The following is a 25,903-nucleotide window of genomic DNA, read 5'->3' on the forward strand; positions in this document are numbered from 1 at the left end:
ACGTGAAACACCCAAGCCGGGCGATCTGTCTGCGGCTACCCTTCGGGGCCTCCGAAGATGCCTCCGTTGCCGTTGCCTCTGCTGTTGCCGCCGTCCAGGTTCGTATCGGTCGGCGTGGGCTCGGGGGAGACTCCTCCGTCCGTGCCTCCGTTGCCGGTGCCGCCGTTCTGCGCGCCACCGTCCTCCTCACAGCCGAAGAACCCACAGGTGTCGCTGGGCGACGGCGACGGAGACGGGCTCTCGGTCGGCGTGGGGCTCGGCGACTCGGTCACGGTCTGGCTGGGCTCCACGCTGGGCGTCGGCTTCGGCGACGGAGCACCCACCTCGTCCTGGATCTCGCCGATCTTCTCGGCCTCGGGGAAGCCGAGGTCGGCCTTGCCCTTCAGTGCGGCCTTCATGTACTCGGTCCACACCAGCGTCGGGACGTCACCGCCGTGGATGGACTCCTCACCCGCGGTGCCGTTCATGGACAGCAGCTTGGCGCTCTTGGGGTCCTCACGGAACATCGCGACCGAGGTCGACAGCTGCTGGGTGTAGCCGACGAACCAAGCCGACTTGTTCTCGTCGGTGGTACCGGTCTTGCCGGCCGCCGTACGGCCCAGGGAGAGAGCGTTCTTACCCGTACCGTTCTGGATGACGTTCTCCAGAACGTCCGTGACGTTGTTGGCCACGTTCTCCGGCATGGCCTGCGTGACCCTCGGCTTGTCGAACCCCTCGACCTCCTGGCCGTTGTACTTGACGCTGGTCACCGAGTACGGAGCGGCCTGCTTGCCCGCCGCTGCGAACGTCGCGTAGGCGTCGGCCATACGGATCGCACTGGGAGTCGACGTACCGAGCGCGAACGACGGGTTGAGGGTGGCGAAGCTGGAGTCCAGGATGCCGGACTTCTCCGCCACGTCCCGCACGTTCCTCATCCCCACGTCCATGCCGAGCTGCACGAACGGGGTGTTGACCGACTGCTCCATCGCCTTGCGCAGGGAGATGTAGCCCCAGGGATGGTCGCTCTCGTTCTCCTGGAAGAACGGGGTGTTGTCTTTCTTCAGCACGTAGGTGCCGTCGTTGTTCTTGACCTTGAGGTGGTCGTTGCCGTTGTACTTGCTCAGCGGCGAGAGGGGACCGTTGCTCCGGTACGTGCCGTGCTCCATCGCGGCGGCCAGCACGAACGGCTTCCACGTAGAACCGACGGGGACACCCGAGGTGTCCGCGTTGTTGTTGAAGTGACCGTTCTCGTAGCCCGCACCGCCGTACAGCGCGACGATCGCGCCGTCCTTGGGCTTCACCGACGCCGCACCGAACTGGACGTGCTTGTCCAGCTCACGGTTCTTCGGGTCCAGCTTCTCCTTCTCGACCTTCTTGACGGCCTTCGCCAGCGCCTCGACCTTGCCCTTCTGGAAGGTGGTCTTGATCTGGTAGCCGCCCAGGTCGAACTGCTTCTCGGAGATGTTGGAGTGGTTCAGGACGTACTTCTTGGCCGTCTCCGCGAGGTAGCCGATCTGGCCGCTCATGCCCTTGGAGGCCTTGCGGTCCTGGGGCATGGGGTACTTCTTGATCGCGTCCTGGTACTGCTTGTCCGTGATCCTCTTGTCGTTGTGCATCTGCTCGAGGATCCAGCCCCAACGGTCCTCGGACCGCTTGCGGTTGGCCTTGGCGGTCGCCGTCTTGTCGATGCCGTCGTTACCCGCGGGGTCGTAGTACGTCGGGCCCTTCAGCAGGGCGGCGAGGAAGGCGCACTCACTCGGTGTGAGGTCCTTCGCCTCCTTGCCGTAGTAGGCCTGGGCGGCGGCCTGGATGCCGTAGGCGCCACGGCCGTAGTACGAGGTGTTCAGGTAGCCCTGGAGGATCAACGGCTTGGAGACCTTGGTGCCCACCTTGATGGAGATGAACATCTCCTTGAACTTACGGGTGACCGTCTGTTCCTGGCTCAGGTAGGTGTTCTTGACGAACTGCTGGGTGATCGTCGAACCGCCCTGCGTGTCGCCGCCCCGGGCCATGTTCGCCAGGGCGCGGGCGATGCCCATGGGGTCGACACCGGAGTCGTCGTAGAAGCTCTTGTTCTCGGCCGAGATCACCGCCCACTGCATGGCCTTCGGGATCCGGTCGATCGTGACGTTCTGCCGGTTCTGGCCACTGCCGGCCGCGACCATCTGGCTGCCGTCGGCCCAGTAGTAGACGTTGTTCTGCGACAGCGCCGCGGCGTTCTCCTCATTGGGGACGCCCACCATGGCGTAGCCGATGCCCGCCACGGCCACCAGACTGCCGAAGAAGCCGATGCACAGTCCGGAGACGAGCTTCCAGGACGGCATCCAGCGCTGCCAGCCGTACTTGCCGGCGCGCGGATAGTCGATCATCCGCTTCTTGTCAGGGACGGCGGCCGCGCGTCCCCTGCCCCGGCCGGGCCCGGCCGGCCCTCCGGGTGCGGCGCGCCGGCCGCCACGGGCCGGCTCGGGGGCTCTGCGGCGGCTGCCACCCGTACTTCTCTGCGCAGCACGACGGGCCTCGGCACGGCCGCCGTACTGACGCTCCTCACCCCCCGAGTCGTACGAGCCCGACCCATAGGAGTCGGACGGAGACCCGGTGGCGCCTCGCGGTGCCGCACGGCGGCCGGAGGACGAGGCGGACGTGCCGCGTCGGGCCGCGGCACGTCCGCCTCCCTGCGGCTGCTGCGGTTTGCGACGGTGCTCGCTCATCGAACGACTACTCCTCGGGCAGGCGCACCCCTGCGCGCCTGGAAACGGCGGCTTGTTTCCGGTCCCCCCGAAGTACGGATGCGGTCGGCTCCGCATTCATCGGTCCCGCATGCACCCGTACTACACCGAAGATGACGACGCGCTCAGGCGTCACTCGGTTCCCGGTGATGTGCATGGCGCACAGACTACGCACCGTCAAAACCCGCCGAGCCCAGAAGTTCACCTCAAATCAGGCAACTCGCATCGGATGAATCGGTGATGTGATCCCGTTCACCCACCCCCCTCTTGTCGCATCCGGAAGGCCGTTCTATCGTCGTGATGTATCGACTCGATACATCAGCTCGACACATCGGCCCGACACATCGGACTGATACACGCGCACCGCGGCGAGAGGAGGCGACCATGAGCCGGCGTTCCGGGATCCTCGAGTTCGCCGTACTCGGTCTGCTCCGCGAATCTCCGATGCACGGCTATGAGCTGCGCAAACGGCTCAATACATCGCTGGGTGTGTTCCGTGCGTTCAGCTACGGAACGCTCTACCCCTGCCTCAAGACGCTGGTCGCGAACGGCTGGTTGATCGAGGAAACGGGCAGCACCACCGAGGACGCCCTCGCCGCCCCCCTCGCGGGGCGCCGCGCCAAGATCGTCTATCGGCTCACGGCGGAGGGTAAGGAGCACTTCGAGCAGCTGCTCTCGCAGACCGGGCCCGACGCGTACGAGGACGAAACCTTCGCAGCCCGTTTCGCCTTCTTCGGGCAAACCTCACGCGATGTCCGCATGCGCGTGCTGGAGGGACGCCGCAGCCGGCTGGAGGAGCGGCTGGAGAAGATGAGCGCCTCCCTGGCCCGGACCCGGGAGCGTCTCGACGACTACACGCTGGAGCTCCAGCGCCACGGGATGGAATCCGTGGAGCGGGAGGTGCGCTGGCTGAACGAGCTCATCGAGAGCGAGCGGGCGGGGCGGGACCTCCAGGGTCCGGCCGCCGGAGAGCCCGTTTCGCGTGACACCACATCTGGAGCGTCGGGCGTCCTGCCCCGGCCGGGGGACGCCCCCCGGCCGGATGCGCCCGACGACACCGCCACGTGAGAGCCCACTCAGGGCCTCACTCGTACACACAGGGAGCAACCGGAATGGGTTCGGTTCGCGTAGCCATCGTCGGTGTGGGCAACTGCGCCGCATCGCTGGTGCAGGGAGTCGAGTACTACAAGGACGCCGACCCGGCGTCCAAGGTGCCGGGCCTGATGCACGTCCAGTTCGGCGACTACCACGTGCGCGACGTCGAGTTCGTCGCCGCCTTCGACGTGGACGCCAAGAAGGTCGGCCTGGACCTGGCGGACGCCATCGGCGCCTCCGAGAACAACACCATCAAGATCTGCGACGTGCCCCGCACGGGTGTCACGGTGCAGCGCGGCCACACCCTCGACGGCCTCGGCAAGTACTACCGCGAGACGATCGAGGAGTCCGCCGAGGAGCCGGTCGACATCGTCCAGGTCCTCAAGGACCAGCAGGTCGACGTCCTCGTCTGCTACCTGCCCGTCGGTTCCGAGGACGCGGCGAAGTTCTACGCGCAGTGCGCCATCGACGCCAAGGTCGCCTTCGTCAACGCCCTTCCGGTCTTCATCGCCGGCACCAAGGAGTGGGCCGACAAGTTCACCGAGGCGGGCGTCCCGATCGTCGGTGACGACATCAAGTCCCAGGTGGGCGCCACCATCACGCACCGCGTGATGGCGAAGCTGTTCGAGGACCGGGGCGTCATCCTGGACCGCACGATGCAGCTGAACGTCGGCGGCAACATGGACTTCAAGAACATGCTCGAGCGCGACCGCCTCGAGTCGAAGAAGATCTCCAAGACGCAGGCCGTCACCTCCCAGATCCGCGACCGCGAGCTGGGCGAGGGCAACGTCCACATCGGCCCGTCCGACTACGTCGCCTGGCTGGACGACCGCAAGTGGGCCTACGTCCGCCTCGAGGGCCGCGCCTTCGGTGACGTCCCGCTGAACCTGGAGTACAAGCTCGAGGTCTGGGACTCCCCGAACTCGGCCGGCGTCATCATCGACGCCCTGCGCGCCGCGAAGATCGCCAAGGATCGCGGCATCGGTGGTCCGATCCTCTCCGCGTCGAGCTACTTCATGAAGTCCCCGCCCGTGCAGTACTTCGACGACGAGGCCCGCGAGAACGTCGAGAAGTTCATCAAGGGTGAGGTCGAGCGCTGACGCGCACAACAGTCGCTCCTGCCAGGGCTGTGAGGGTCCCCGGGTCGTACGACCCGGGGACCCTCCCCGTATGTGAGGCTGGGCCCCATGGCCGTCGTCCGTGACCTGCGCGTCCTGTTGCGCTTCCAGGGCTTCCGGCGCCTGCTCGCCGTGCGTCTGCTGTCCCAGGGGGCCGACGGCGTCTACCAGGTCGCGCTCGCCGCGTACGTGGTCTTCTCGCCGGAGAAGCAGACCTCGGCCGCGGCGGTCGCCTCCGCGATGGCGGTACTGCTGCTTCCGTACTCACTCGTCGGCCCGTTCGCCGGTGTCCTGCTGGACCGCTGGCGGCGTCGGCAGGTCCTGCTGTACGGGAGTCTGCTGCGCGCTCTGCTGGCCGGTGCGACGGCCCTGCTCATCCTCAGCCCGGCTCCGGACTGGCTCTTCTACGTCTCGGCGCTGTGCGTCACCGCGGTCAACCGATTCGTGCTGTCGGGCCTGTCCGCCGCCCTGCCGCGGGTGGTCGACGCCGATCGCCTGGTCATCGCCAACTCCCTTTCCCCCACCGCAGGAACGCTGGCGGCGACCGCGGGCGGCGGGCTCGCCTTCGTCGTACGCCTGGCGGTGGCGGACTCGGACGCCGCGGTGGTGCTCGTGGGAGCCGGGCTGTATCTGTGCGCGGCCCTGGCGTCGCTGAGCATGGCGCGGGAACTGCTCGGACCTGACCGGCCCTTGGCGCGCGAGCAGCTCGGGACGGCCCTCACGGGAACGGCCCGTGACCTGGCGGCAGGCGTACGTCACCTGGCCGCTCCACAGCGCCGGCAAGCCGCCTGGGCGCTCGCGGCGATGTCGCTGATGCGGTTCTGCTACGGCGCCCTGCTGGTCATGCTGTTGATGCTGTGCCGGTACGCGCTCACCTCGACCACGGACGACGGACTGGCCCTGCTGGGAGTGGCGTTGGGCGTCTCCGGAGCGGGGTTCTTCGCGGCCGCCGTGGTCACCCCCTGGGCCGCCGGGAGGCTTGGGCCGGGGCGCTGGATCGTGGTGTGCGCGGGAGCCGCAGCGCTGCTGGAGCCCGCTCTCGGGCTGCCCTTCGCCACCGCCCCGCTCCTGGCCGCGGCGTTCGTCCTGGGACTGACCACTCAGGGCGCGAAGATCGCCACGGACACCATCGTCCAGTCCTCCGTCGAGGACGGCTTCCGTGGCCGGATCTTCTCGGTCTACGACGTCCTCTTCAACGTCTTCTTCGTCGGCGCGGCCGCCGTCGCCGCCGTGATGCTGCCACCGGACGGCCGATCCGTGCCGCTGGTGATCACGATCGCCGTTATCTACGCGGCAGTAGCTGGGGCTATGGCACGGTTTGGCCGTCAGTAAGTGTCACATCAATGACACAGAGCCACTTCTGGCTACTGCGTTGTCAGTGGAGACCGCTACCTTACGTGGGTCTTATCTCGCGACATGTTCGCGTCACTCACCATGTTCTAGGGGGACCCCCAAGTGACTACTCCGCCGCCCCAGGGCAATCCGTTCGCGCAGGGACAGCCCGCGGCTGCGCCGCAGGCTCCGTTCCCGCCCCAGGGCGGTTACCCGCAGCAGCCCGGTCAGCCCGGCTTCCCGCCCCAGGGCGCCGCTCCGTACGCTCCGGTCCCCCCGCAGCCGGCCGGCCGCAAGCTCAGCTTCAAGACCATCAAGAACATCGTCGTCGTGATAGCCGTGGCGACCATCGCCGTCGTCGGCTACGTCACGAGCCGGGACGACGCCAACACCGCCGCCGTGGGCGACTGCATGCACCGAGGCAGCAGCAGCGACAACAACCCGGACCTGGAAGTCGTGAACTGCGACGATGCCAAGGCCCAGTACAAGGTGCTGGCCAAGATCGAGGGTTCGTTCCTCACAGACACCCTGGCCTCCAGCAAGTGCGAGGCGGAGGCCAAGGACTTCCAGTACACGTACACCGAGAGCGGTGACGGCAAGGACTTCCTGCTGTGCCTGAAGGACTACAAGAAGTAGACAGACGCACCGAGGGGCACTGTTTCACGTGAAACAGTGCCCCTCGGGCTGTGCCCAGCAGGCGGCAGCTCTCCGCCGGTTCATGTTTCACGTGAAACATGAACCCGTTTCCCAGCCTCAGCCCTCCTGGCCGGCCCACCACTCCTTGAGCGCCGCCACCGCGGCATCAGGCTCCATGGGGCCGTGCTCCAAACGCAGCTCCAGCATGTGCTGGTAGGCGCGGCCGATGACCGGGCCGGGACCCACGCCCAGGATTTCCATGATCTGGTTGCCGTCGAGGTCCGGACGGATCGCGTCCAGCTCCTCCTGATCCTGCAGCTTGGCGATCCGCTCCTCCAACCCGTCGTAGGCGCGCGACAGAGCCGCCGCCTTGCGCTTGTTCCGGGTCGTGCAGTCCGAGCGGGTCAGCTTGTGGAGGCGGTCGAGGAGAGGCCCGGCGTCACGGACGTAACGGCGGACCGCCGAGTCCGTCCACTCGCCGGTGCCGTAGCCGTGGAAGCGCAGGTGGAGTTCGACCAGACGTGAGACGTCCTTCACCAGCTCGTTGGAGTACTTCAGCGCCGTCATACGCTTCTTGGTCATCTTCGCCCCGACCACCTCATGGTGGTGGAACGAGACCCGGCCGTCCTTCTCGAAGCGACGCGTACGGGGCTTGCCGATGTCGTGCAGCAGGGCGGCCAGGCGCAGCGTGAGGTCGGGGCCGCCCTCCTCCAGTGCCATCGCCTGCTCCAGAACGATCAGCGTGTGGTCGTAGACGTCCTTATGACGGTGGTGCTCGTCACGTTCCAGGCGCAGGGCCGGCAGCTCGGGCATCACGCGTTCGGCCAGGCCCGTCTCCACGAGCAGCGTCAGGCCCTTGCGCGGCTGCTGGGAGAGGATCAGCTTGTTCAGCTCGTCCCGCACCCGCTCAGCCGAGACGATCTCGATACGCCCGGCCATCTCCGACATCGCCGTGACGACCTCGGGGGCGACCTCGAAGTCGAGCTGAGCCGCGAAGCGCGCGGCCCTCATCATCCGCAGCGGGTCGTCCGAGAACGACTCCTCCGGAGTGCCGGGGGTACGCAGCACCCGCGCGGCGAGGTCCCCCAGCCCGCCGTGCGGGTCGACGAACTCCTTCTCCGGCAGTGCCACCGCCATCGCGTTCACCGTGAAGTCACGACGAACGAGGTCCTCCTCGATGGAGTCCCCGTACGACACCTCGGGCTTGCGCGAGGTGCGGTCGTAGGCCTCGGAGCGGTAGGTGGTCACCTCGATCTGGTAGCCGCCCTTGTGCGCACCGACGGTGCCGAAGGCGATCCCGACCTCCCACACGGCGTCCGCCCAGGGCCGAACGATCTTGAGGACGTCCTGCGGTCGCGCGTCCGTGGTGAAGTCCAGGTCGTTGCCGAGCCGACCGAGCAGCGCGTCCCTGACCGATCCACCGACCAGGGCGAGGGAGAACCCGGCCTCCTGGAAGCGGCGGGCGAGGTCGTCGGCGACAGGGGCGACCCGCAGCAGTTCACTCACCGCACGGTGCTGCACCTGGCTGAGGGCGTTGGACGATTCTTCGTTGGCGTTCGGCACAACAGAAGAGGGTACGTGGCCCGCGCCACCGGGAGCTCCTCCTATTCTGCTGGCACAAGCATGGGGACACGTCCGCCATACGCGCACAAGCAGAGCCTTGAGCAGTAAAGAGCGCTGTTCTCCAAAGAGCCATATACCGGACAGCGCGGTGCCCGCCCGCGATCTTGTGAAGCGGACCATGGCACTTCCCCTCAGCGCGCATCGTTACCATGCGTGGACGCACATTCCGACGACCACTGACGACGACGAGGGACGGACGAGCGCGTGGCCGAGGCGGCAGACTTCCGAGGGGCCAGTGCCTCACCTGCCCGCCGCTGGCTGCGGCGCACCGGGGCACTGCTCACCGGCGCGCCCCTGCTGGCCGGGCTCCTCCAGTTGCCCGCTGCGACACCGGCGGGCGCGGCCGGACAGCAGTCCCCGCAGGCTGCTGCCGCCGGCAAGGGCTCGGTGGCGGTCGCGGTCGACTCACTGAGCCCCAGCGCCCCCTCCGAGGGGGACACGGTCACCGTGTCGGGGACGGTGACCAACAACGGCAAGCAGACGGTCACCGGTGCCCACGTCGACCTACAGGTGGGCCCACCGCTGGAGACCCGCTCGGCGATCGACACCCTCGCCAAGAAGAGCGACGATCTCCAGGGCCCCTCCGGAGAGAAGCTCGGCGGTAAGTACAGCGAGAAGTTCTCCACGCTCACCCCCGGCGTCGCGGAGCCGTTCAGCATCTCCGTGCCGGCCGACAAGCTTGATCTCGGCCGCGACGGTGTCTACCAGCTGGCCGTCGCGCTCTCCGGTGAGACCGCGGCACAGCCTTGGGACCAGGTTCTCGGTGTCCAGCGCACGTTCCTGCCGTGGCAGCCGGAGGAGGCCGGCACAAAGACGAAGACCACGTTCCTGTGGCCGCTGGTCTCCAGCGCGCACATGGCGGCCGAGACCGGGTCGAACGAACAGCAGACGCCGGTCTTCCGTGATGACGAGCTCGCCGACCAGATCGCCCCGGGCGGCCGCCTCGACCAGATGGTGTCGCTGGGCAAGGGCCTCGACGTCACCTGGGTGATCGACCCGGACCTGCTGGCGTCCGTCGACGCGATGACGGGGAGCTACGAGGTCCGCGGCGCGGACGGCACCACCACCCCTGGAAAGAACCAGGAGATCGCCAAGCACTGGCTGGCCGAGCTCCAGCAGGCGGTCACGGGCAAGGAGGTCACCGCGCTGCCGTTCGGCGACCCGGACCTGGCCTCCCTCGCCCACAACGGCACGAACGTCACCGGTTCGCTGAACCACCTCAAGGAGGCCACCGACGTCGCCGACGACACGGTGGAGACCATCCTCCACGTGAAACCGTCCACGGATTTCGTGTGGCCGGTGGACGGCGCTGTCGACCCCTCGATCGTGAAGGTCGCCACATCCGCGGGCGCCGACAAGGTGATCACCCGCAGCGACAGCCTCCAGGACAACCTGTCGTACACGCCCTCCGCAGCCCGGCCCATCGGCGGCGGCACCACCGCCGTCGTCGCGGACTCCCGGATGTCCACGGCGTTCCAGGGCGACCTGACCAGGGCCTCCGCATCCACGCTCGCCGTGCAGCGGTTCCTGGCCCAGAGCCTGACGCTCGGCCTGCAGACCGGCAAGCAGCGCAGCGTCGTCGTTGCCCCGCAGCGCATGCCGTCCGTGAGCGAGGCACAGGCCATGGCCGAGGCGGTGGGGGCCCTTCAGGTCGGGAACTGGTCCGAGTCGCAGGACCTCACGGCGGCCGCCAAGGCCAAGCCGGACCCGTCCGCCAACACGAAGGTGCCCTCGGCCTCCGCCTATCCCTCCGCGTTGCGCAAGCAGGAACTGCCGCGGGCCGCCTTCGAGCAGATCGCCAGGACCCAGGCCAAGCTCGACAAGTTCAAGGTGATCCTCACCCGCCAGGCCCGGGTGGTGACCCCGTTCGGGCGGGCCATGAACCGCGAGATGTCCACGTCGTGGCGTGGCCGGGGTGTTGCGGCGGTGGGGTACCGCGATGGCATCGAGTCGTACCTCAACGGACTCATCGACGGGGTCAAGCTGATCCAGAAGTCGGAAACCAAGCTTTCCGGCCGCAGCGCCACGATCCCCGTGACCGTCCAGAACAACCTGGTCCAGGGCGTCGAGAACCTGGAGCTGCGGCTCACGTCGAAGAACCCCACGCGACTCAAGATCGACGGCGACGCCTACGAGGAGCAGCCCGTCACCGTCAACGGCGGCCACGCCCAGTCGGTGAAGTTCACCACGTCGGCCAACGCCAACGGCCGGGCGGAGGTCGTCGCCCAGCTGTACACGGAGGACGGCCAGAAGTACGGCGCCCCGGTCACCTTCGACGTACGGGTCACCGAGGTCACTCCCACGGTGATGCTGGTCATCGGCGGTGGCGTCCTGCTCCTGGTCCTCGCGGGCTTCCGGATGTACACCCAGCGCAAGCGCGCCGCCGCCCGTGAGACCGCCGAGGACGAGACCACCGAGGCCGACGACGAGGCCGACGGCCCGCAAGGCCAGGCAGACGCTGCACAGAACCCGGAAGCCGCCGGCACACGTCCCACGGAGGAGGTGGAGGCCGGCTCACGCGCCGAAACCCCCGAGCAGCCGAGTGACCCGGCCCCGGACACCGCAGCGGAAAGCGCCGACCCGTCCGGCACGGGTGAGAGAGTGGACCGTTGAGAAATCGTGGCCGGTGGGCCCGGGACGATGAGGTGGGGTAATCATGAACGCGCCGTACGACGGTGACCGCCGTGCCGCGGGCAGCTCGGGCTACCCCGACGCGGGCGAACCCGAGGGTTCACCGCCCGAGCACGGCCAGGTGCCGCCGCAGCCGCCCACGGACATGTACCTCCAGGACGCCTACGGCCAGGATCCCTACCGCGCGCAGGACCTCTCCGCGCAGGACCCGGTCGGCGAGGCGCTCTACGACCGCGCGGCGCACCCGCCGCCCGCTCCCGGCACGTACCAGCCGCAGCAGCAGCTCTACGGCCGGCCGCCGCAGTCGCCGTACGCGCCGGACCCGCAGGTGTGGGCCCAGACGCCCGCTCCCGAGCCGGAGGGCCCCACCCGGCATCTGCCCTACGGCGACGACCCCCGCACCACGCAGTTCGTAGGCGTGGACGACCTCGTCTCCCAGGCGGGCGAGCCGCGCCAGGAGCAGGACGCGTTCGCGCACCTCTTCCGGGACCAGCAGCAGGGCAGCGGTCACCCGTCGTACGAACCGCCGTCGGTCCCCGGCCCGTCGCCGGCCCCGGGGCAGCCGGCGCAGAGCCCGTACGCGGCACAGGGCCCGTACGCGGCCACCGACCAGACCATGGCGGGACCGCACCTCGTGGACGAGGCACGGGATCCCGAGCCTGAGGCCGCGCCCGCTCCCGCTTCCGCTCCAGCTCCAGCTCCAGCTCCGAAGAAGAGCGGCCGCGCGGCGGGCCTGATGAAGTCCAGCGCCGTGATGGCCGCGGGCACGATGGTCTCCCGCCTCACGGGCTTCATCCGCTCCGCGCTGATCGTGTCGGCACTGGGCGTCGGCCTCCTCGGTGACACCTTCCAGGTCGCCTACCAGCTGCCGACGATGATCTACATCCTCACCGTCGGCGGTGGTCTCAACTCCGTCTTCGTGCCGCAGCTCGTGCGTGCCATGAAGGAGGACGACGACGGCGGCGAAGCCTACGCCAACCGCCTGCTCACCCTGGTCATCGTGACGCTCGGCGCACTCACCGCGCTCTCGGTCCTCGGCGCACCGCTCCTGATCCGCGTCCTGTCCGACCCGGTCGCCAGCGACCCGGCGGCCAACGAGGTCGCCGTCACCTTCGCCCAGTTCTTCCTGCCCACCATCTTCTTCATGGGCATCCACGTGGTGATGGGCCAGATCCTCAACGCCCGTGGCAAGTTCGGCGCGATGATGTGGACTCCGGTCCTGAACAACATCGTCATCATCGTGACGCTGGGCATGTTCATCTACGTCTACGGCACCGCGGCCGACTCCGGGATGAAGGCCTCCACCATCCCGCCGGAGGGCCAGCGTCTGCTCGGCATCGGCGTCCTGCTCGGCCTCGTGGTCCAGGCACTCGCGATGATCCCCTATCTGCGCGAGACCGGCTTCCGGCTGCGCCTGCGCTTCGACTGGAAGGGTCAGGGCCTCGGCAAGGCCGTCACGCTCGCCAAGTGGACCGTGCTGTTCGTCCTCGCGAACCAGGCCGGTGCCATGATCGTCATCCAGCTCTCCACCGCGGCGGGCAAGGCCTCGCCGGTCGACGGCACCGGCTTCGCCGCCTACGCCAACGCACAGTTGATCTGGGGCCTGCCGCAGGCCATCATCACGGTCTCCCTCATGGCCGCCCTGCTGCCGCGTCTGTCGCGCTCGGCCGCCGAGGGCGACGGGGGCGCCGTCCGGGACGACATCTCCCAGGGCCTGCGCACCACGGCGGTCGCGATCGTGCCGATCGCGTTCGGCTTCCTCTCCCTCGGCATCCCGATGTGCACGCTGATGTTCGGCTCCTCGGGCACCAGCGAGGCCACCAACATGGGCTTCATGCTGATGGCGTTCGGTCTCGGCCTGATCCCGTACTCCGTGCAGTACGTGGTCCTGCGTGCCTTCTACGCCTATGAGGACACCCGAACTCCCTTCTACAACACGGTCATCGTGGCCGCGGTCAACGCCGGCGCCTCAGCTGTCTGCTTCTTCGTCATCCCCTCCCGCTGGGCCGTGGTCGGCATGGCCGCCTCGTACGGCCTGGCCTACGCGATCGGCGTCGGCGTCGCCTGGCGACGGCTGCGCAAGCGGCTGGGCGGGGACCTCGACGGAGCCCGTGTCCTGCGGACCTACGCCCGCCTGTGCATCGCGTCGGTCCCGGCCGCCCTGCTCAGCGGCGCGGCCTGTTACGGCATCGGCCACACGCTCGGCCAGGGCCCCGCCGGCTCGCTGGCCGCCGTCCTGGCAGGCGGCGCCGTGCTGCTCGGGATCTTCTTCGTCGCCGCCCGCCGCATGCGCATCGAGGAGCTCAACTCCCTGGTGGGCATGGTCCGCGGACGCCTGGGACGCTGAGTCGGGGGGTAGGCGCACAACCATCGTCAGCCACCGCGTGTCGTGCATAGCGGCGGAGTGTGGGCACAATTGGTTTCGGCGTCGGACGGCGCGCAGTGGATGCCGGCCGGGGCGTAATGGATGGGGAGGCAGGAACGACGGTGGCGGATCGGAGTACGGCTGCCGTCGACGTGGCAGACAACAGCGGCGAGTCGTCGCTGACCGCAGAGGCGGACCAGTCCACGGCCGACGGGGTGGCCAAGAACCGGGAGCGGGACACGGACAGCGACGAGGTACAGGAGAGCACCAGGACCGACGGTGCCGGAACGACCTCGCCGCCCGAACTGCACAGTGGGCACAAGCTCGCCAGACGCTACCGTCTCGAGGAGTGCGTTACCCGACTGGACGGTTTCAGCAGTTGGCGTGCCGTCGACGAGAAGCTCCGCCGTGCCGTCGGAGTGCACATCCTGCCCGCCGACCACTCGCGGGCCCGCTCCGTCCTGGCCGCCGCCCGTTCCTCCGCCCTCCTGGGTGACCCCCGCTTCGTTCAGGTGCTGGACGCAGTCGAGGAGAACGACGTCGTCTACGTCGTCCACGAGTGGCTTCCCGACGCGACGGAACTGACCACGCTCCTCACCTCCGGCCCGCTGGAGCCCTACGACGCCTACCAGATGGTCAGTCAGGTCGCCTCCGCCATGGCGGCCGCCCATCGTGAGGGTCTCGCCCATCTGCGGCTGAACCCCAACGCCGTGCTGCGCGCCTCGACCGGCCAGTGGCGCATCCGCGGCCTCGCGGTCAACGCCGCCCTGCGCGGCGTCTCGTCGGACACGCCGCAGCGCACCGACACCGAGGCCATCGGCGCCCTGCTGTACGCGGCGCTCACACAGCGCTGGCCGTACGAGAGCGACGCCTACGGTCTGTCGGGCCTCCCCAAGGACATCGGGCTCATCGCGCCCGACCAGGTGCGGGCCGGTGTGCACCGCGGCCTGTCCGAGCTCTCCATGCGCGCGCTCGCCAACGACGGTGCCACCGCCTCCCGGCACGAGTCGCCGTGCACCACGCCGGAGGAGCTGGTGAAGGCGATCGGTGAGATGCCGCGCATTCGCCCGCCGGAGCCCGCGTTCACCGCCCCACCCGAGTACCAGCGCACGACCTACCAGCAGGGCACGTACGGCCGTCAGGCCCCGCTTCCCGGCAGCACCCAGCCGGTGCCGGCCCCGCCGCCCCCGCTCCAGAGCCGCACGGGCAAGGCCCTGAAGTGGGCCGTCTCCGCACTGCTGATCGCAGCGCTGGGCCTCGGCAGCTGGCAGCTGGCGGACGCGTTGATGGACCAGGGGGGCAAGAACGAGGATCCGGGCCAGACGCAGACGAACGACGGGAACGACAAGAGCCCGAAGAAGCCCGCGTCCGGCAGGCCGATCGCCATCAGCAGTGCCCGCGACTTCGACCCTCTCGGGGATCAGACGGAGAAGCCGTCCGACATAGGGAAGGTCTACGACGACAGCACGGCCACCTATTGGCAGACCGACTTCTATCTGAGCCCGGACTTCGGCCGGTTGAAGTCGGGCGTCGGCATCATCCTCGACCTCGGCAAGACCCAGCAGGTCGGGAAGGTGACCGTCACGTTCGTGGGGGACACCTCGGTCGAGCTCCGCAGTGCGGGCCCGGGCGCGGGCTCCGAACCCACCTCCCTTGATGCCTACTCCAAAGTCGCCGAAGGCACGGGGACGACCGTCCAGCTGAAGCCCGACAAGACCCTCAAGAGCAGGTACCTCCTCGTGTGGCTGACGAAGCTGCCGCTGCAGCCGGACGACGGCAAGTGGCGCGGCCGGGTGGCGGACATCAAGGTGACCAGCTGACGGCATCTGCCTCGAGGAAGGAGGCCGATGGCAGACGGCACCGGATATGACGGAGTGAGCGATCAGGATCTGCTCGCCCGGCACGTCGAAGGCGACCCCGATGCCTTCGGTGAGATCGTGCGGCGGCATCGTGATCGGCTCTGGGCCGTCGCACTGCGGACGCTCGGTGACCGCGAGGAGGCCGCTGACGCCGTGCAGGACGCCCTCGTGTCCGCCTATCGGGCCGCCCACACCTTCCGGGGCCAGTCGGCCGTCACGACGTGGTTGCACAGGATCACGGTGAACGCCTGCTTGGACCGCGCACGCAAGGCCGCCTCCCGGAAAACCTCGCCCGTGGACGACACGGAGCGCCTGGAGCAGCTCCTGGAGCCGCACGAGTCGGCCTCGGCCCCCGCCGAGCGCAACGATCTCCACCGGCAGCTCATCGAAGCCCTGGGGACCCTCCCGGCCGACCAGCGTGCCGCGCTCGTACTGGTGGACATGCAGGGCTACCCGGTGGCCGAGGCCGCCCGCATCCTCGACGTGCCCACCGGCACGGTGAAGAGCAGATGCGCGCGCGGAAGAGCGAGACTGCTGCCGCTGCTGACCCACCTGCGGCCGGACAAGGGCGGTGAGGGCAAGAACCCGGGTGGAGAACGGAACCGGACGCAAGGGTCGGCCGTCCCACCCGCAGCGGGGCCGCCGCCAGCGGGCCCCCCGGCCAAGGGACCCAGCGACCCAGCTGCAGTGAAGGGCGGAGGTGGACGAGCGTGACGTCGACGACAGACATGGCCGGGCACCCGGACGTCGCGGAGATCTCCGACCTCGCCGAGGGGCTCCTCCCAGCGGACCGGACCACCGACCTGCGTCGGCACCTGGATGAGTGCGAGCTCTGTGCGGACGTGTACAGCTCCCTGGAGGAGATCCGTGGCCTGCTCGGCACACTGCCGGGCCCGCCGCGCATGCCTGCTGAGGTCGCGGGGCGTATCGATGCCGCACTTGCCGCCGAAGCTCTGCTGAACGCCGGCGGCCCCCATACGTCCGGCCCGGATTCGTCCGAGACACCTGAGTCGGTGAGTGCCCCTCGTGCCACCCCCGAGGACGACAGCGGTGTGCGTGTTTCACGTGAAACGACGACAGCCGATCGACCTGCCGGCCGCCCCCGCTCTTCCACCACGGGCCCGGGCCGCAAGGGCCGCCCCCGCCTCGGGCGACGCAGGATCGCCGTCCTGGGAACCGTCTTCACCGTGGCCGCCCTGGGGCTGGGCTCCGTACTGCTGTCGTCGCTCGGCGACAACAAGCCTTCCCATGACACGGCAGGCGAACGGAAGACCACCGCCGCGGACACCTTCTCCGAAGGAAAGCTGCAGAAGCAGGTCACCGATCTGCTGTCCCAGAACAAGACCAAGGAGGGTGGCTCCCGCACCCCGCTGGGCGCGGCGACGGCCCCCGGCAGCAACCAGCCCAGGGTCTTCCGGGAACCCGTGGTGCCCGGCTGCGTGCGAGACGGCATCGGGCGCGACGATGCGGCCCTGGCCACCAAGAACGGCACGTATCAAGGGAAGAAGGCCATGCTCGTACTGCTTCCCGATGCCTCCGACGCCACTCGGGTCACCGCCTACATCGTCGACGCCACCTGTGTGGATCACGCACCGTCCACGGTCACCGGCGAGGTGCTCCTGGAACGCACCTATCCCTCCGCCTGACCAAACGCCTCGTCTTCACCTCGCAGGGTCACCGCTTGGTGCCGCATCTCCGTGTGCCCGGACACAGTGGGAATGCGCGCCCCTTAGGATCCGTTGGGTGGGGTGAGAGCTCCGAGAGAAGCTCCCACCGGTCGAACGACGCAGTCCAGAGACGAGGAATCAAGCCGTGAGCGACGTCCGTAACGTGATCATCATCGGCTCCGGGCCCGCCGGCTACACGGCGGCGCTCTACACCGCGCGCGCGTCGCTGAAGCCCCTGGTGTTCGAGGGTGCCGTGACCGCTGGTGGTGCGCTCATGAACACCACCGACGTCGAGAACTTCCCGGGCTTCCAGGACGGCATCATGGGCCCCGAGCTCATGGACAACATGCGTGCCCAGTCGGAGCGCTTCGGAGCCGAACTCGTCCCGGACGACATCGTGGCCGTCGACCTGAGCGGTGAGATCAAGACCGTCACGGACACGGCCGGCACCGTGCACCGGGCGAAGGCCGTCATCGTCGCCACCGGCTCGCAGCACCGCAAGCTCGGTCTCCCGAACGAGGACGCCCTCTCCGGCCGTGGCGTGTCCTGGTGCGCCACCTGTGACGGGTTCTTCTTCAAGGACCAGGACATCGCCGTGATCGGTGGGGGCGACACCGCGATGGAGGAGGCAACCTTCCTCTCGCGGTTCGCCAAGTCCGTGACCGTCGTCCACCGTCGTGACACCCTGCGCGCCTCCAAGGCCATGCAGGAGCGCGCCTTCGCCGACCCGAAGATCTCCTTCGTCTGGGACAGTGAGGTCGCCGAGATCCAGGGCGACCCGAAGCTCTCGGGTCTGAAGCTGCGCAACCTCAAGACGGGGGAGATCTCGGACCTGCCGGTCACCGGACTCTTCATCGCCATCGGCCACGACCCGCGCACCGAGCTCTTCAAGGGTCAGCTCGACCTGGACGAAGAGGGGTACCTGAAGGTTCAGGCGCCGTCGACGCGCACGAACCTGACCGGTGTCTTCGGTGCCGGTGACGTGGTCGACCACACCTACCGACAGGCGATCACCGCGGCCGGGACCGGCTGCTCCGCAGCTCTCGACGCCGAGCGTTACCTCGCCGCCCTGGCGGACGAGGAGCAGCCCGAGCCCGAGAAGACCCCTGTCTGACCTCCCCCTACCCGCCCCACGCACCAACAGTTAAGGAGCCCGCCGTGGCCGGCACCCTGAAGAATGTGACCGACGACTCCTTCGAGCAGGACGTCCTCAAGAGCGACAAGCCCGTTCTGGTGGACTTCTGGGCCGCCTGGTGCGGACCGTGCCGCCAGATCGCTCCGTCCCTTGAGGCGATCGCCTCCGAGTACGGTGACAAGATCGAGATCGTCAAGCTGAACATTGATGAGAACCCGGGTACGGCCGCCAAGTACGGCGTCATGTCCATCCCCACCCTGAACGTCTACCAGGGTGGCGAGGTCGCCAAGACCATCGTGGGCGCGAAGCCGAAGGCCGCGATCATTCGCGACCTCGAGGAGTTCATCGCCGAGTGAATCGGCTGAGTCGTCGCACCGGCGACGCATGTTTCACGTGAAACACGAATGGGCCAGCCCGCGAGGGCTGGCCCATTCGTTTGCGTCCCTTACAGCGGTCGCAGCGCCGGTTCCTTCTGCACGGCTCCCAGAAGACGGTCCAGCGCCATCTCGACGTCTTCCTTCCAGGAGAGCGTCGACCGCAGTTCCAGTCTCAACCGGGGGTGTGTGGGGTGCTGGCGAACCGTCTTGAAGCCCACAGCCAGCAGATGCTCCGCGGGCAGGAGGCAGGCCGGTTCCTTCCAGCGCGCGTCGCCGAACGCCTCGATCGCCTTGAAGCCTCGCCGCAGCAGATCCTTGGCCACCGTCTGCACCATCACCCGACCCAGTCCCTGCCCCTGGTAGCCGGGCACGATGAACGCGGTCATCAGTTGCACCGCGTCGGGCGAGACAGGACTCGTGGGAAACGCCGTGGAGCGAGGAACATAGGCGGGTGGGGCGTAGAGCACGAAACCCACCGGCACGTCGTCGACGTACACCACACGCCCGCAGGAGCCCCAGTCCAGCAGAACCGCTGAGATCCAGGCTTCCTTCTCCGGGGCGGAGGTGCCCGCCTTTACCGCGGCCTCACCGCTGACTGGGTCGAGTTCCCAGAAGACGCACGAGCGACAACGCTTGGGAAGGTCCTGGAGGTTGTCCAGCGTGAGCGGTACGACCCGGCGGCCCATGAAGGCTGATCCTCGCTTCCTTCGCCCGCCGCCGCATCGCGGGCGGCTGTCAGAACGCTCCGTTCCCTGAGGAGACTGCCGATGAACCCACCGACTGCTCCCAGCCCCAAACCGGCGCTCACCAGTCCGGTGCGCCTCATGGTTCGCATGGCCCCTGCCTCCCTCTCAGAGGTGCTGCCAAGTGGTTGCGCCGTACCCGACGCATCGTATCCACGATGCGATTGCATCGATACCGCCAGAAAGGAAAGAGCGGACCATGTTCCGGCACATACCGGACATGGCCCGCTCCCTCTCCTGCACAGTGGAGGTTCCCGCCGGAGCCTCAGGAATCGGTCTCCTCGGAATCACCCTCCAGGAGACTCTTCTGCAGGACCGGTCCCTCGCCGGGAGCGAGTGAGCCGAGGATCCGTTCAAGATCCTCCATCGAGGCAAACTCGACGGTGATCTTGCCCTTCTTCTGCCCCAGGTCGACCTTCACCCGGGTCTCGAAGCGGTCGGAGAGCCGTGTGGCGAGGTCGGACAGGGCGGGAGAAACCCGCGCGCCGGCACGCGGGCCCTTGGGCTTCTGCGCCTTCTGGGGCCGTGAACCCATCAGCGTGACGATCTCCTCGACAGCCCGTACTGAGAGTCCCTCGGCCACGATGCGGTGAGCCAGCCGGTCCTGCTCCTCCGAGTCATTCACAGAGAGCAGGGCCCGCGCGTGGCCGGCGGAGAGGACCCCAGCGGCGACCCGGCGCTGCACGGCCGGTGAGAGCTTCAGCAGACGCAGAGTGTTGGAGACCTGAGGACGGGATCGGCCGATGCGATCCGCCAGCTGGTCATGCGTGCAGTTGAAGTCCCTCAGCAACTGGTCGTAGGCGGCTGCCTCTTCCAGCGGGTTGAGCTGGGCCCGGTGCAGGTTCTCCAGCAGGGCGTCCAGGAGGAGCTTCTCGTCCTCAGTGGCACGCACAATGGCCGGGATCGCCTCCAGCCCTGCCTCACGACAGGCCCGCCAGCGACGCTCGCCCATGATGAGCTCATAGCGGGCCGGACCCACCTGCCGCACCACGACCGGCTGGAGGAGCCCCACTTCCTTGATGGAGGTGATGAGCTCGGACAGCGCGTCCTCGTCGAAGACATCACGCGGCTGGCGCGGGTTCGGCGTGATGGAGTCGAGAGGGATCTCGGCGAAATGCGCACCGACTGGTGCCGCAGACGTGACGGGAGCGCTCGAGTGCGTCGGCTCCTCCGTTTCACGTGAAACAGACGGCAGTGTTGCTACCTTCGCTGCGGCCACCCCGCGTTCATGCGGCAGCGCAGGCACTGCCGCGGGGGACGTGGAAACAGCGTTCCCCGCCGCGGCCTGGGCCACCGATTTCTCCGTTGGTGCGGCAGGGATCAGTGCGCCGAGACCACGGCCCAGCCCCCTTCGTCGCTCGCTCACTGGATGCCCTCCACCATGCTCGGGTCGTTCTGCTGTGCGCCGATATGGGCGTGCGTCGCGTCATAGCTGATCCCCACACCCTTCAGCGCGATCTCTCGTGCCGCCTCAAGATAGGAGAGGGCACCACTCGATCCAGGATCGTAAGTCAGTACCGTCTGCCCATAACTCGGCGCCTCCGAGATCCGGACGGAGCGCGGGATGCTCGTCCGTAGTACCTCGTCGCCGAAGTGGGTGCGCACCTCTTCCGCGACCTGCGACGCAAGACGCGTCCGGCCGTCGTACATGGTGAGCAGGATGGTCGACACATGCAGGGCGGGGTTGAGGTGCCCCCGCACCAGGTCGACGTTGCGCAGCAGTTGCCCGAGGCCTTCCAGCGCGTAGTACTCGCACTGGATGGGAATCAGGACTTCCTGGCCTGCCACGAGAGCGTTGACCGTCAGAAGGCCGAGCGAGGGCGGGCAGTCGATGAGGATGTAGTCCAGCGGCTGTTCGTACGCCTGGATCGCGCGCTGCAGCCTGCTCTCCCGAGCCACCAGGGACACCAGCTCGATCTCCGCACCGGCGAGATCGATGGTGGCGGGGGCACAGAAAAGCCCCTCGACGTCGGGGACAGGCTGGACGACCTCGGAGAGCGGCCTGCTCTCGACCAACACGTCGTAGATCGAAGGGACTTCGGCATGATGGTCGATACCCAGAGCGGTGGAGGCATTGCCCTGAGGATCGAGGTCGACCACCAGGACCCGGCCACCGTGCAGCGCCAGCGATGCGGCGAGATTGACGGTCGTCGTCGTCTTCCCCACACCGCCCTTCTGGTTGGCGACCACGATGATTCGCGTCTGCTCGGGTCGTGGCAGGCCCTCGCCGGCACGCCCCAGAGCCTCCACCGCCAGTTGGGCAGCACGACCGATGGGAGTGTCGTCCATCGGAGGCGGTGTTTCACGTGAAACATCCGCCCCCATCGACTCGGTACGGGGACCGGGGACCGGATCGGTCATCGGTCCCGCGATGTTGGCGTCGGACCGCAAGGATTCACTCTCCTCGACTTCAGGCTCGCAATGAACAGAGCCTCCCATGTCTTCGGGGTCGCGAACCAGTGAGGCCTGGCGTTCTGTGGAGAAATCCACCTCTGTGGATACCTCAGGTCCCTCATCGAGTGAACCGAGAGGCTTTCGGTCGCGGGGTTCGGCCGCAGCGCGGCCCCGACTGATGATGCCGTGCAGCAGTGAGCGACGTTTCACGTGAAACACGATGCACAGCAGCCGTGGCCGGACTGTCGCGACACTCCGGCATGCACGGCTTTGGCAGCTTGTGTGGAGTACGTCTCTTCCTCAGGACGGATCAGACCCGCAGGACGGATCAGGACCTCAAGCCGAATCAGGACCTCAAGCCGGATCAGGACCTCAGGCCGAATCAGGACCTCAGGCCGAATCAGGACCTCAGGCCGGATCAGAGCCACTCCGGAAGGATCTCCTCAGCGCCTACGGCGCGTCCGCCCCGTGCGAGCCGCCTTGGCGCGCTTCGCGGCGAAGCGCACACCGCCGGGGCTCTCCCCGACCTCGACCCGTACGACGGTGGACGTGGGGTCCACCACACCCTCACCCACATGCAGGATGGACGTCTCCACCGCGCCCAGCTTGCTCAGCGCCGCCGACGCGCTCTTCAGCTCCTCCTCGGCGGTGTCGCCCTTGAGCGCGAGCATCTCCCCGTAGGGCCGCAGCAGCGGAATGCCCCAGGTTGCGAGCCGGTCGAGAGGCGCAACCGCTCGAGCCGTCACCACGTGGACGGGCTGGATCTTCCCCATGACCTCTTCGGCCCGGCCTCGCATGACCGTCACGTGGTCGAGGCCGAGCAGCTCCACGACCTCGGTGAGGAAGGTGGTGCGCCGCAGCAGCGGTTCCAGGAGCGTGATCTTCAGGTCGGTACGGACCAGTGCCAGCGGAATGCCGGGGAGGCCGGCGCCGGAGCCGACATCGCACACGGTCACGTTGTCGGGCACGACTTCCGAGAGCACCGCGCAGTTCAGCAGGTGCCGCTCCCACAGGCGGGGCACCTCGCGCGGGCCGATGAGACCGCGCTGCACGCCCGCCTCAGCGAGCAGCTCGGCGTACCGCACCGCATCCGCGTAGCGATCACCGAACACCTCGCGCGCCTGCTCGGGCGCGGGGGGAAGCTCCGCTGCCTCCGTCACGGGGGACCGTCCTTCCGTACCGCGTCGGCGCACCCGGCGCCGACACCAGAACCACCAGAACTATCAGGCTGACAAAGTTCGGCCCCGCCTGCGCAACAGACGGGGCCGGGAACGTAGGGGCCGATCAGGCGGGCAGCACGACGACGAAGCGCTGCGGCTCCTCGCCCTCGGACTCGCTGCGCAGACCGGCGGCCTTGACCGCGTCGTGCACGACCTTGCGCTCGAAGGGCGTCATCGGCTTCAGCTTCACGGCCTCACCGCTGCTCTTGGCCTCCGCGGCGGCCTTCGCGCCCAGCTCGGACAGCTCGGAGCGCTTCTGTGCCCGGTACCCCGCGATGTCGAGCATCAGACGGCTGCGGTCACCGGTCTCCCGGTGCACGGCCAGGCGGGTGAGCTCCTGGAGCGCTTCAAGCACCTCGCCGTCACGGCCGACCAGCTTCTGCAGGTCGCGGCCGCCCATGTCGCTGATGATCGAGACGGAGGCGCGGTCGGCCTCGACGTCCATGTCGATGTCGCCGTCGAGGTCGGCGATGTCGAGCAGACCCTCCAGGTAGTCCGCCGCGATCTCGCCTTCCTGCTCCAGGCGAGTCAGGGTGTCTGCACCCTCGGCAGCGGCGGAGGTGGTGCCTTCCGTCACGGGATGGACTCCTTCTTACTTCTTGGACGGGGACTTGGGCCGCTGCGGACCCTTGCGCTGTCCGGACTGGGCCTTGCTGCGGGTACCGCCAGCGGGCTTCGGACCGCCCTGCTTCGCAGCGGTGGCGGGCTTGTCCTCGGACCGGTCGGACTTGGTGAGCGACGTCTTCGGCTCGTTCTCCCCGGCCGCCTTCGGGACGACGGCACCGCCGTGCTGCCGCTGCGACTTGCTCTGCCGCTTGGGCTGCTGGCGCTTCGGGGTTCCGGCGGCGGTGGTCGGCGTACCGTCCTCGGCCTGGGCCGCGGCCGCGCTCTCGCTCTTGATAACGGTTCCGTCGGCCTGGGCGGCGAGGCCGGCCTTGCTCAGGCCGTTGATGAACTTGCGCTCGAACTCGTTGCGGTCGCGGCCCTTGACGACGATCGCCTTGACGATGGCCCGGTCGCGGCGCTTGCCGACCTTGTCGTGCTGCGTGACGTGCTTGACCAGACGCTCGAGGTACGCGGCCTGAGCCTTGGAACCAGGAGTCGGGTTGTTGCGGATCACGTACATCTGCTGGCCCATGGTCCACACGTTCGTGGTCAGCCAGTAGACGAGGACACCGACGGGGAAGTTGATGCCGAAGACGGCGAACATGACCGGGAAGACGTACATCAGCATCTTCTGCTGCTGCATGAACGGCGTCTTCACCGTGGTGTCGACGTTCTTCGTCATCAGCTGGCGCTGCGTGTAGAACTGCGACGCCGACATCAGGACGATCATGACCGCGGTGACGATGCGGACCGTGGTCAGCGAGGCGTCGAGGGCGGCGACATCAGCGCTGCTGTCGGTGAACTTCGCGGCCAGCGGGGCCCCGAAGATGTGCGCCTTCTGCGCGCTCTCCAGCAGGCTCTGGTTGATGACACCGATGGTGTCGTTGTTCGCGATGCTGTTGAGCACGTGGTACAGGGCGAAGAAGAACGGCGACTGCGCCAGGATGGGAAGGCACGAGGAGAGCGGGTTGGTGCCCGTCTCCTTGTACAGCTTCATCATCTCTTCGGACTGACGCTGCTTGTCGTTCTTGTAGCGCTCCTGGATCTTCTTCATCTCGGGCTGGAGCGTCTGCATGGCCCGGGTCGCCTTGATCTGCTTCACGAAGAGCGGGATCAGGCAGATACGGATCAGGATCACCAGGGACACGATCGACAGGCCCCAGGCCCAGCCGGTGTCGGGGCCGAAGATGGCGCCGTACACCGAGTGGAACTGGACGATGACCCAGGAGACGGGTGTGGTGATGAAGCTGAAGAGGCTGGCAATCGTGTCCACTAATCATGCTCCTTGGGCATGGGACGGTGTCTCTGCGGCCGGGCTCGAGGGGCCGGACCGACTTGTGGGAGAAGTCGGTCCCTCGGTGGCCGGTTCGGCGGCGGAGGACCCGCCCTTGCGTGCACGCCACGCGTTACGCAGCGTTTCGTGCCACCGCGGGCGCTTGCGCGGCGGGACATGGTCCACACCGCCCAGCGACCACGGATTGCACCGCAGGATGCGCCAGGCCGTGAGTGCCGTTCCCTTGATGGCACCATGCCGGTCGATGGCCGTGTAGCCGTAGTGGGAGCACGACGGGTAGTACTTGCAGACCGGCCCCAACAGCGGACTGATCGTCCACTGGTAGAGCTTGATCAGAGCCAGCAGCGGGTACTTCATCGCGCGCCCCCTCCCAGCAACCGCTGGAGAGCGGCATCCAGGTCTCGGGCCAGCTGTGCATGGTCGGCGTCGCCCGATCCGGGCAGCGCTCGTACGACTACCAGGCTACCGGGGGGCAGCTGGGCGACTCGCTCGCGCATCAGGTGGCGAAGCCTGCGCTTGACTTTGTTGCGCACGACCGCACCACCCACGGCTTTGCTCACGACGAAACCCGCACGCGTCGGGGGAGCGCTCTCCCCAGGCGCATGCGGGTCCGTGGCACCGCTTCGAAGGTGGACGACGAGGTGCGGGCGTCCTGCCCGGCGTCCTCGCCGTACCGCGGTCGCGAAGTCCTCGCGCCGCCTCAGCCGGTTCTCGGTGGGCAGCACGACGTCATGACCTGATCGGGATCAGGCGGACAGACGGGCGCGACCCTTGCTACGGCGGGACGCGAGAATCGCGCGGCCGGCACGGGTGCGCATACGCAGCCGGAAGCCGTGGGTCTTCGCGCGACGACGGTTGTTCGGCTGGAAGGTGCGCTTGCTCACTCGGGGGCTCCAGAAAGAATCGGTGGTTGCGGGGTGCCGTCCTGGCTGTCACCGTGCGCCCACGAGTAGCTCGCAGTTACGCCCGAGTGCACCGCTTACCGATCACCCAAATGATCTGTGCCCATCGGAGGCAGGCGGCAGCAGCCATCGACAACTCGACCTGGTTACGGTACGCGCGGCTACGCCATCCGGTCAAACCGGGAGTCGCCGGGAGACACT

At 68.0% G+C, this 25,903-nt stretch carries 22 protein-coding genes; 11 read left to right on the forward strand and 11 right to left on the reverse strand.

Going from position 1 to position 25,903, the window contains the following annotated elements; genetic code table 11:
* Positions 1-35: 35 nt before the first annotated feature.
* Positions 36-2,687, reverse strand: coding sequence for a transglycosylase domain-containing protein (locus ACIQU3_RS10410; protein WP_403741772.1), 2,652 nt, complete (start codon positions 2,685-2,687; stop codon positions 36-38).
* A gap of 402 nt (positions 2,688-3,089) precedes the next feature.
* On the opposite strand from ACIQU3_RS10410, the gene ACIQU3_RS10415 reads away from it, so the two are divergent.
* From ACIQU3_RS10415 to ACIQU3_RS10430, 4 genes are all read left to right on the forward strand, one after another.
* Positions 3,090-3,773: a PadR family transcriptional regulator gene (locus tag ACIQU3_RS10415; protein WP_403741775.1), complete on the forward strand. Its 684-nt coding sequence runs from the start codon at positions 3,090-3,092 to the stop codon at positions 3,771-3,773.
* 44 nt (positions 3,774-3,817) lie between these two features.
* Positions 3,818-4,900 carry an inositol-3-phosphate synthase gene (locus ACIQU3_RS10420; protein WP_403924388.1) on the forward strand — a complete coding sequence of 361 codons (1,083 nt, stop codon included), beginning with the start codon at positions 3,818-3,820 and terminating at the stop codon, positions 4,898-4,900.
* 87 nt (positions 4,901-4,987) lie between these two features.
* Complete coding sequence (locus tag ACIQU3_RS10425; protein WP_403741781.1) at positions 4,988-6,250, forward strand: MFS transporter; 1,263 nt, start codon at positions 4,988-4,990, stop codon at positions 6,248-6,250.
* Between the two features lie 123 nt (positions 6,251-6,373).
* The gene (locus ACIQU3_RS10430; RefSeq protein ID WP_403741783.1) at positions 6,374-6,886 is read left to right on the forward strand and encodes a hypothetical protein; all 513 of its coding nucleotides are present in this window, start codon (positions 6,374-6,376) and stop codon (positions 6,884-6,886) included.
* Positions 6,887-7,003: 117 nt separating this feature from the next.
* On the opposite strand, the gene ACIQU3_RS10435 is transcribed toward ACIQU3_RS10430, so the two are convergent.
* On the reverse strand, positions 7,004-8,449 hold the full coding sequence (locus ACIQU3_RS10435) for a CCA tRNA nucleotidyltransferase (RefSeq protein ID WP_403741790.1): 1,446 nt from the start codon (positions 8,447-8,449) through the stop codon (positions 7,004-7,006).
* A gap of 264 nt (positions 8,450-8,713) precedes the next feature.
* On the opposite strand from ACIQU3_RS10435, the gene ACIQU3_RS10440 reads away from it, so the two are divergent.
* The 7 genes from ACIQU3_RS10440 to trxA all read left to right on the forward strand — a co-directional run bounded on the left by ACIQU3_RS10440 (position 8,714) and on the right by trxA (position 18,522).
* Positions 8,714-11,122, forward strand: a complete 2,409-nt coding sequence (locus ACIQU3_RS10440) for a DUF6049 family protein (protein WP_403741794.1) — start codon at positions 8,714-8,716, stop codon at positions 11,120-11,122.
* Between the two features lie 43 nt (positions 11,123-11,165).
* Positions 11,166-13,487 (forward strand): murein biosynthesis integral membrane protein MurJ, encoded by a 2,322-nt coding sequence (gene murJ / locus ACIQU3_RS10445; protein WP_403741797.1) that lies wholly within the window; start codon positions 11,166-11,168, stop codon positions 13,485-13,487.
* 140 nt (positions 13,488-13,627) lie between these two features.
* Positions 13,628-15,325, forward strand: coding sequence for a protein kinase family protein (locus tag ACIQU3_RS10450; RefSeq protein WP_403741801.1), 1,698 nt, complete (start codon positions 13,628-13,630; stop codon positions 15,323-15,325).
* 27 nt (positions 15,326-15,352) lie between these two features.
* Positions 15,353-16,078, forward strand: coding sequence for an RNA polymerase sigma factor SigM (gene sigM, locus ACIQU3_RS10455; RefSeq protein ID WP_403741805.1), 726 nt, complete (start codon positions 15,353-15,355; stop codon positions 16,076-16,078).
* Positions 16,075-17,010, forward strand: a complete 936-nt coding sequence (locus ACIQU3_RS10460) for an anti-sigma factor family protein (protein ID WP_403741808.1) — start codon at positions 16,075-16,077, stop codon at positions 17,008-17,010. The genes sigM and ACIQU3_RS10460 overlap by 4 nt, the downstream gene beginning before the upstream one ends.
* A 166-nt stretch (positions 17,011-17,176) precedes the next feature.
* Positions 17,177-18,145 (forward strand): thioredoxin-disulfide reductase, encoded by a 969-nt coding sequence (gene trxB, locus ACIQU3_RS10465; RefSeq protein ID WP_403741811.1) that lies wholly within the window; start codon positions 17,177-17,179, stop codon positions 18,143-18,145.
* Positions 18,146-18,189: 44 nt separating this feature from the next.
* Positions 18,190-18,522, forward strand: a complete 333-nt coding sequence (trxA, locus tag ACIQU3_RS10470; protein ID WP_161364656.1) for a thioredoxin — start codon at positions 18,190-18,192, stop codon at positions 18,520-18,522.
* An 89-nt stretch (positions 18,523-18,611) separates the two neighbouring features.
* On the opposite strand, the gene ACIQU3_RS10475 is transcribed toward trxA, so the two are convergent.
* The 9 genes from ACIQU3_RS10475 to rpmH form a co-directional block, all read right to left on the reverse strand.
* Positions 18,612-19,229, reverse strand: coding sequence for a GNAT family N-acetyltransferase (locus ACIQU3_RS10475; protein ID WP_403741816.1), 618 nt, complete (start codon positions 19,227-19,229; stop codon positions 18,612-18,614).
* A gap of 322 nt (positions 19,230-19,551) precedes the next feature.
* Positions 19,552-20,652 (reverse strand): ParB/RepB/Spo0J family partition protein, encoded by a 1,101-nt coding sequence (locus tag ACIQU3_RS10480; RefSeq protein WP_403741819.1) that lies wholly within the window; start codon positions 20,650-20,652, stop codon positions 19,552-19,554.
* Positions 20,649-21,725 (reverse strand): ParA family protein, encoded by a 1,077-nt coding sequence (locus tag ACIQU3_RS10485; protein WP_185008886.1) that lies wholly within the window; start codon positions 21,723-21,725, stop codon positions 20,649-20,651. The genes ACIQU3_RS10480 and ACIQU3_RS10485 overlap by 4 nt, the downstream gene beginning before the upstream one ends.
* Before the next feature lie 398 nt (positions 21,726-22,123).
* Complete coding sequence (gene rsmG, locus ACIQU3_RS10490) at positions 22,124-22,840, reverse strand: 16S rRNA (guanine(527)-N(7))-methyltransferase RsmG (RefSeq protein ID WP_403741822.1); 717 nt, start codon at positions 22,838-22,840, stop codon at positions 22,124-22,126.
* A gap of 124 nt (positions 22,841-22,964) precedes the next feature.
* Positions 22,965-23,477, reverse strand: coding sequence for a protein jag (locus tag ACIQU3_RS10495; RefSeq protein ID WP_403741825.1), 513 nt, complete (start codon positions 23,475-23,477; stop codon positions 22,965-22,967).
* Between the two features lie 15 nt (positions 23,478-23,492).
* Positions 23,493-24,779 (reverse strand): membrane protein insertase YidC, encoded by a 1,287-nt coding sequence (yidC, locus tag ACIQU3_RS10500; RefSeq protein ID WP_403741830.1) that lies wholly within the window; start codon positions 24,777-24,779, stop codon positions 23,493-23,495.
* Positions 24,780-24,782: 3 nt separating this feature from the next.
* Positions 24,783-25,157, reverse strand: a complete 375-nt coding sequence (yidD, locus tag ACIQU3_RS10505) for a membrane protein insertion efficiency factor YidD (RefSeq protein ID WP_403741833.1) — start codon at positions 25,155-25,157, stop codon at positions 24,783-24,785.
* Positions 25,154-25,525 carry a ribonuclease P protein component gene (gene rnpA, locus ACIQU3_RS10510; RefSeq protein ID WP_078625383.1) on the reverse strand — a complete coding sequence of 124 codons (372 nt, stop codon included), beginning with the start codon at positions 25,523-25,525 and terminating at the stop codon, positions 25,154-25,156. Before rnpA ends, yidD begins: the two co-directional genes overlap by 4 nt.
* Before the next feature lie 21 nt (positions 25,526-25,546).
* Entirely contained in the window at positions 25,547-25,684 is a 138-nt protein-coding gene (gene rpmH / locus ACIQU3_RS10515) for a 50S ribosomal protein L34 (protein ID WP_003956500.1), read from the reverse strand.
* Positions 25,685-25,903: the final 219 nt, after the last annotated feature.

It is taken from the genome of Streptomyces sp. NPDC101110 (assembly GCF_044759525.1).
Lineage (GTDB): Bacteria > Actinomycetota > Actinomycetes > Streptomycetales > Streptomycetaceae > Streptomyces.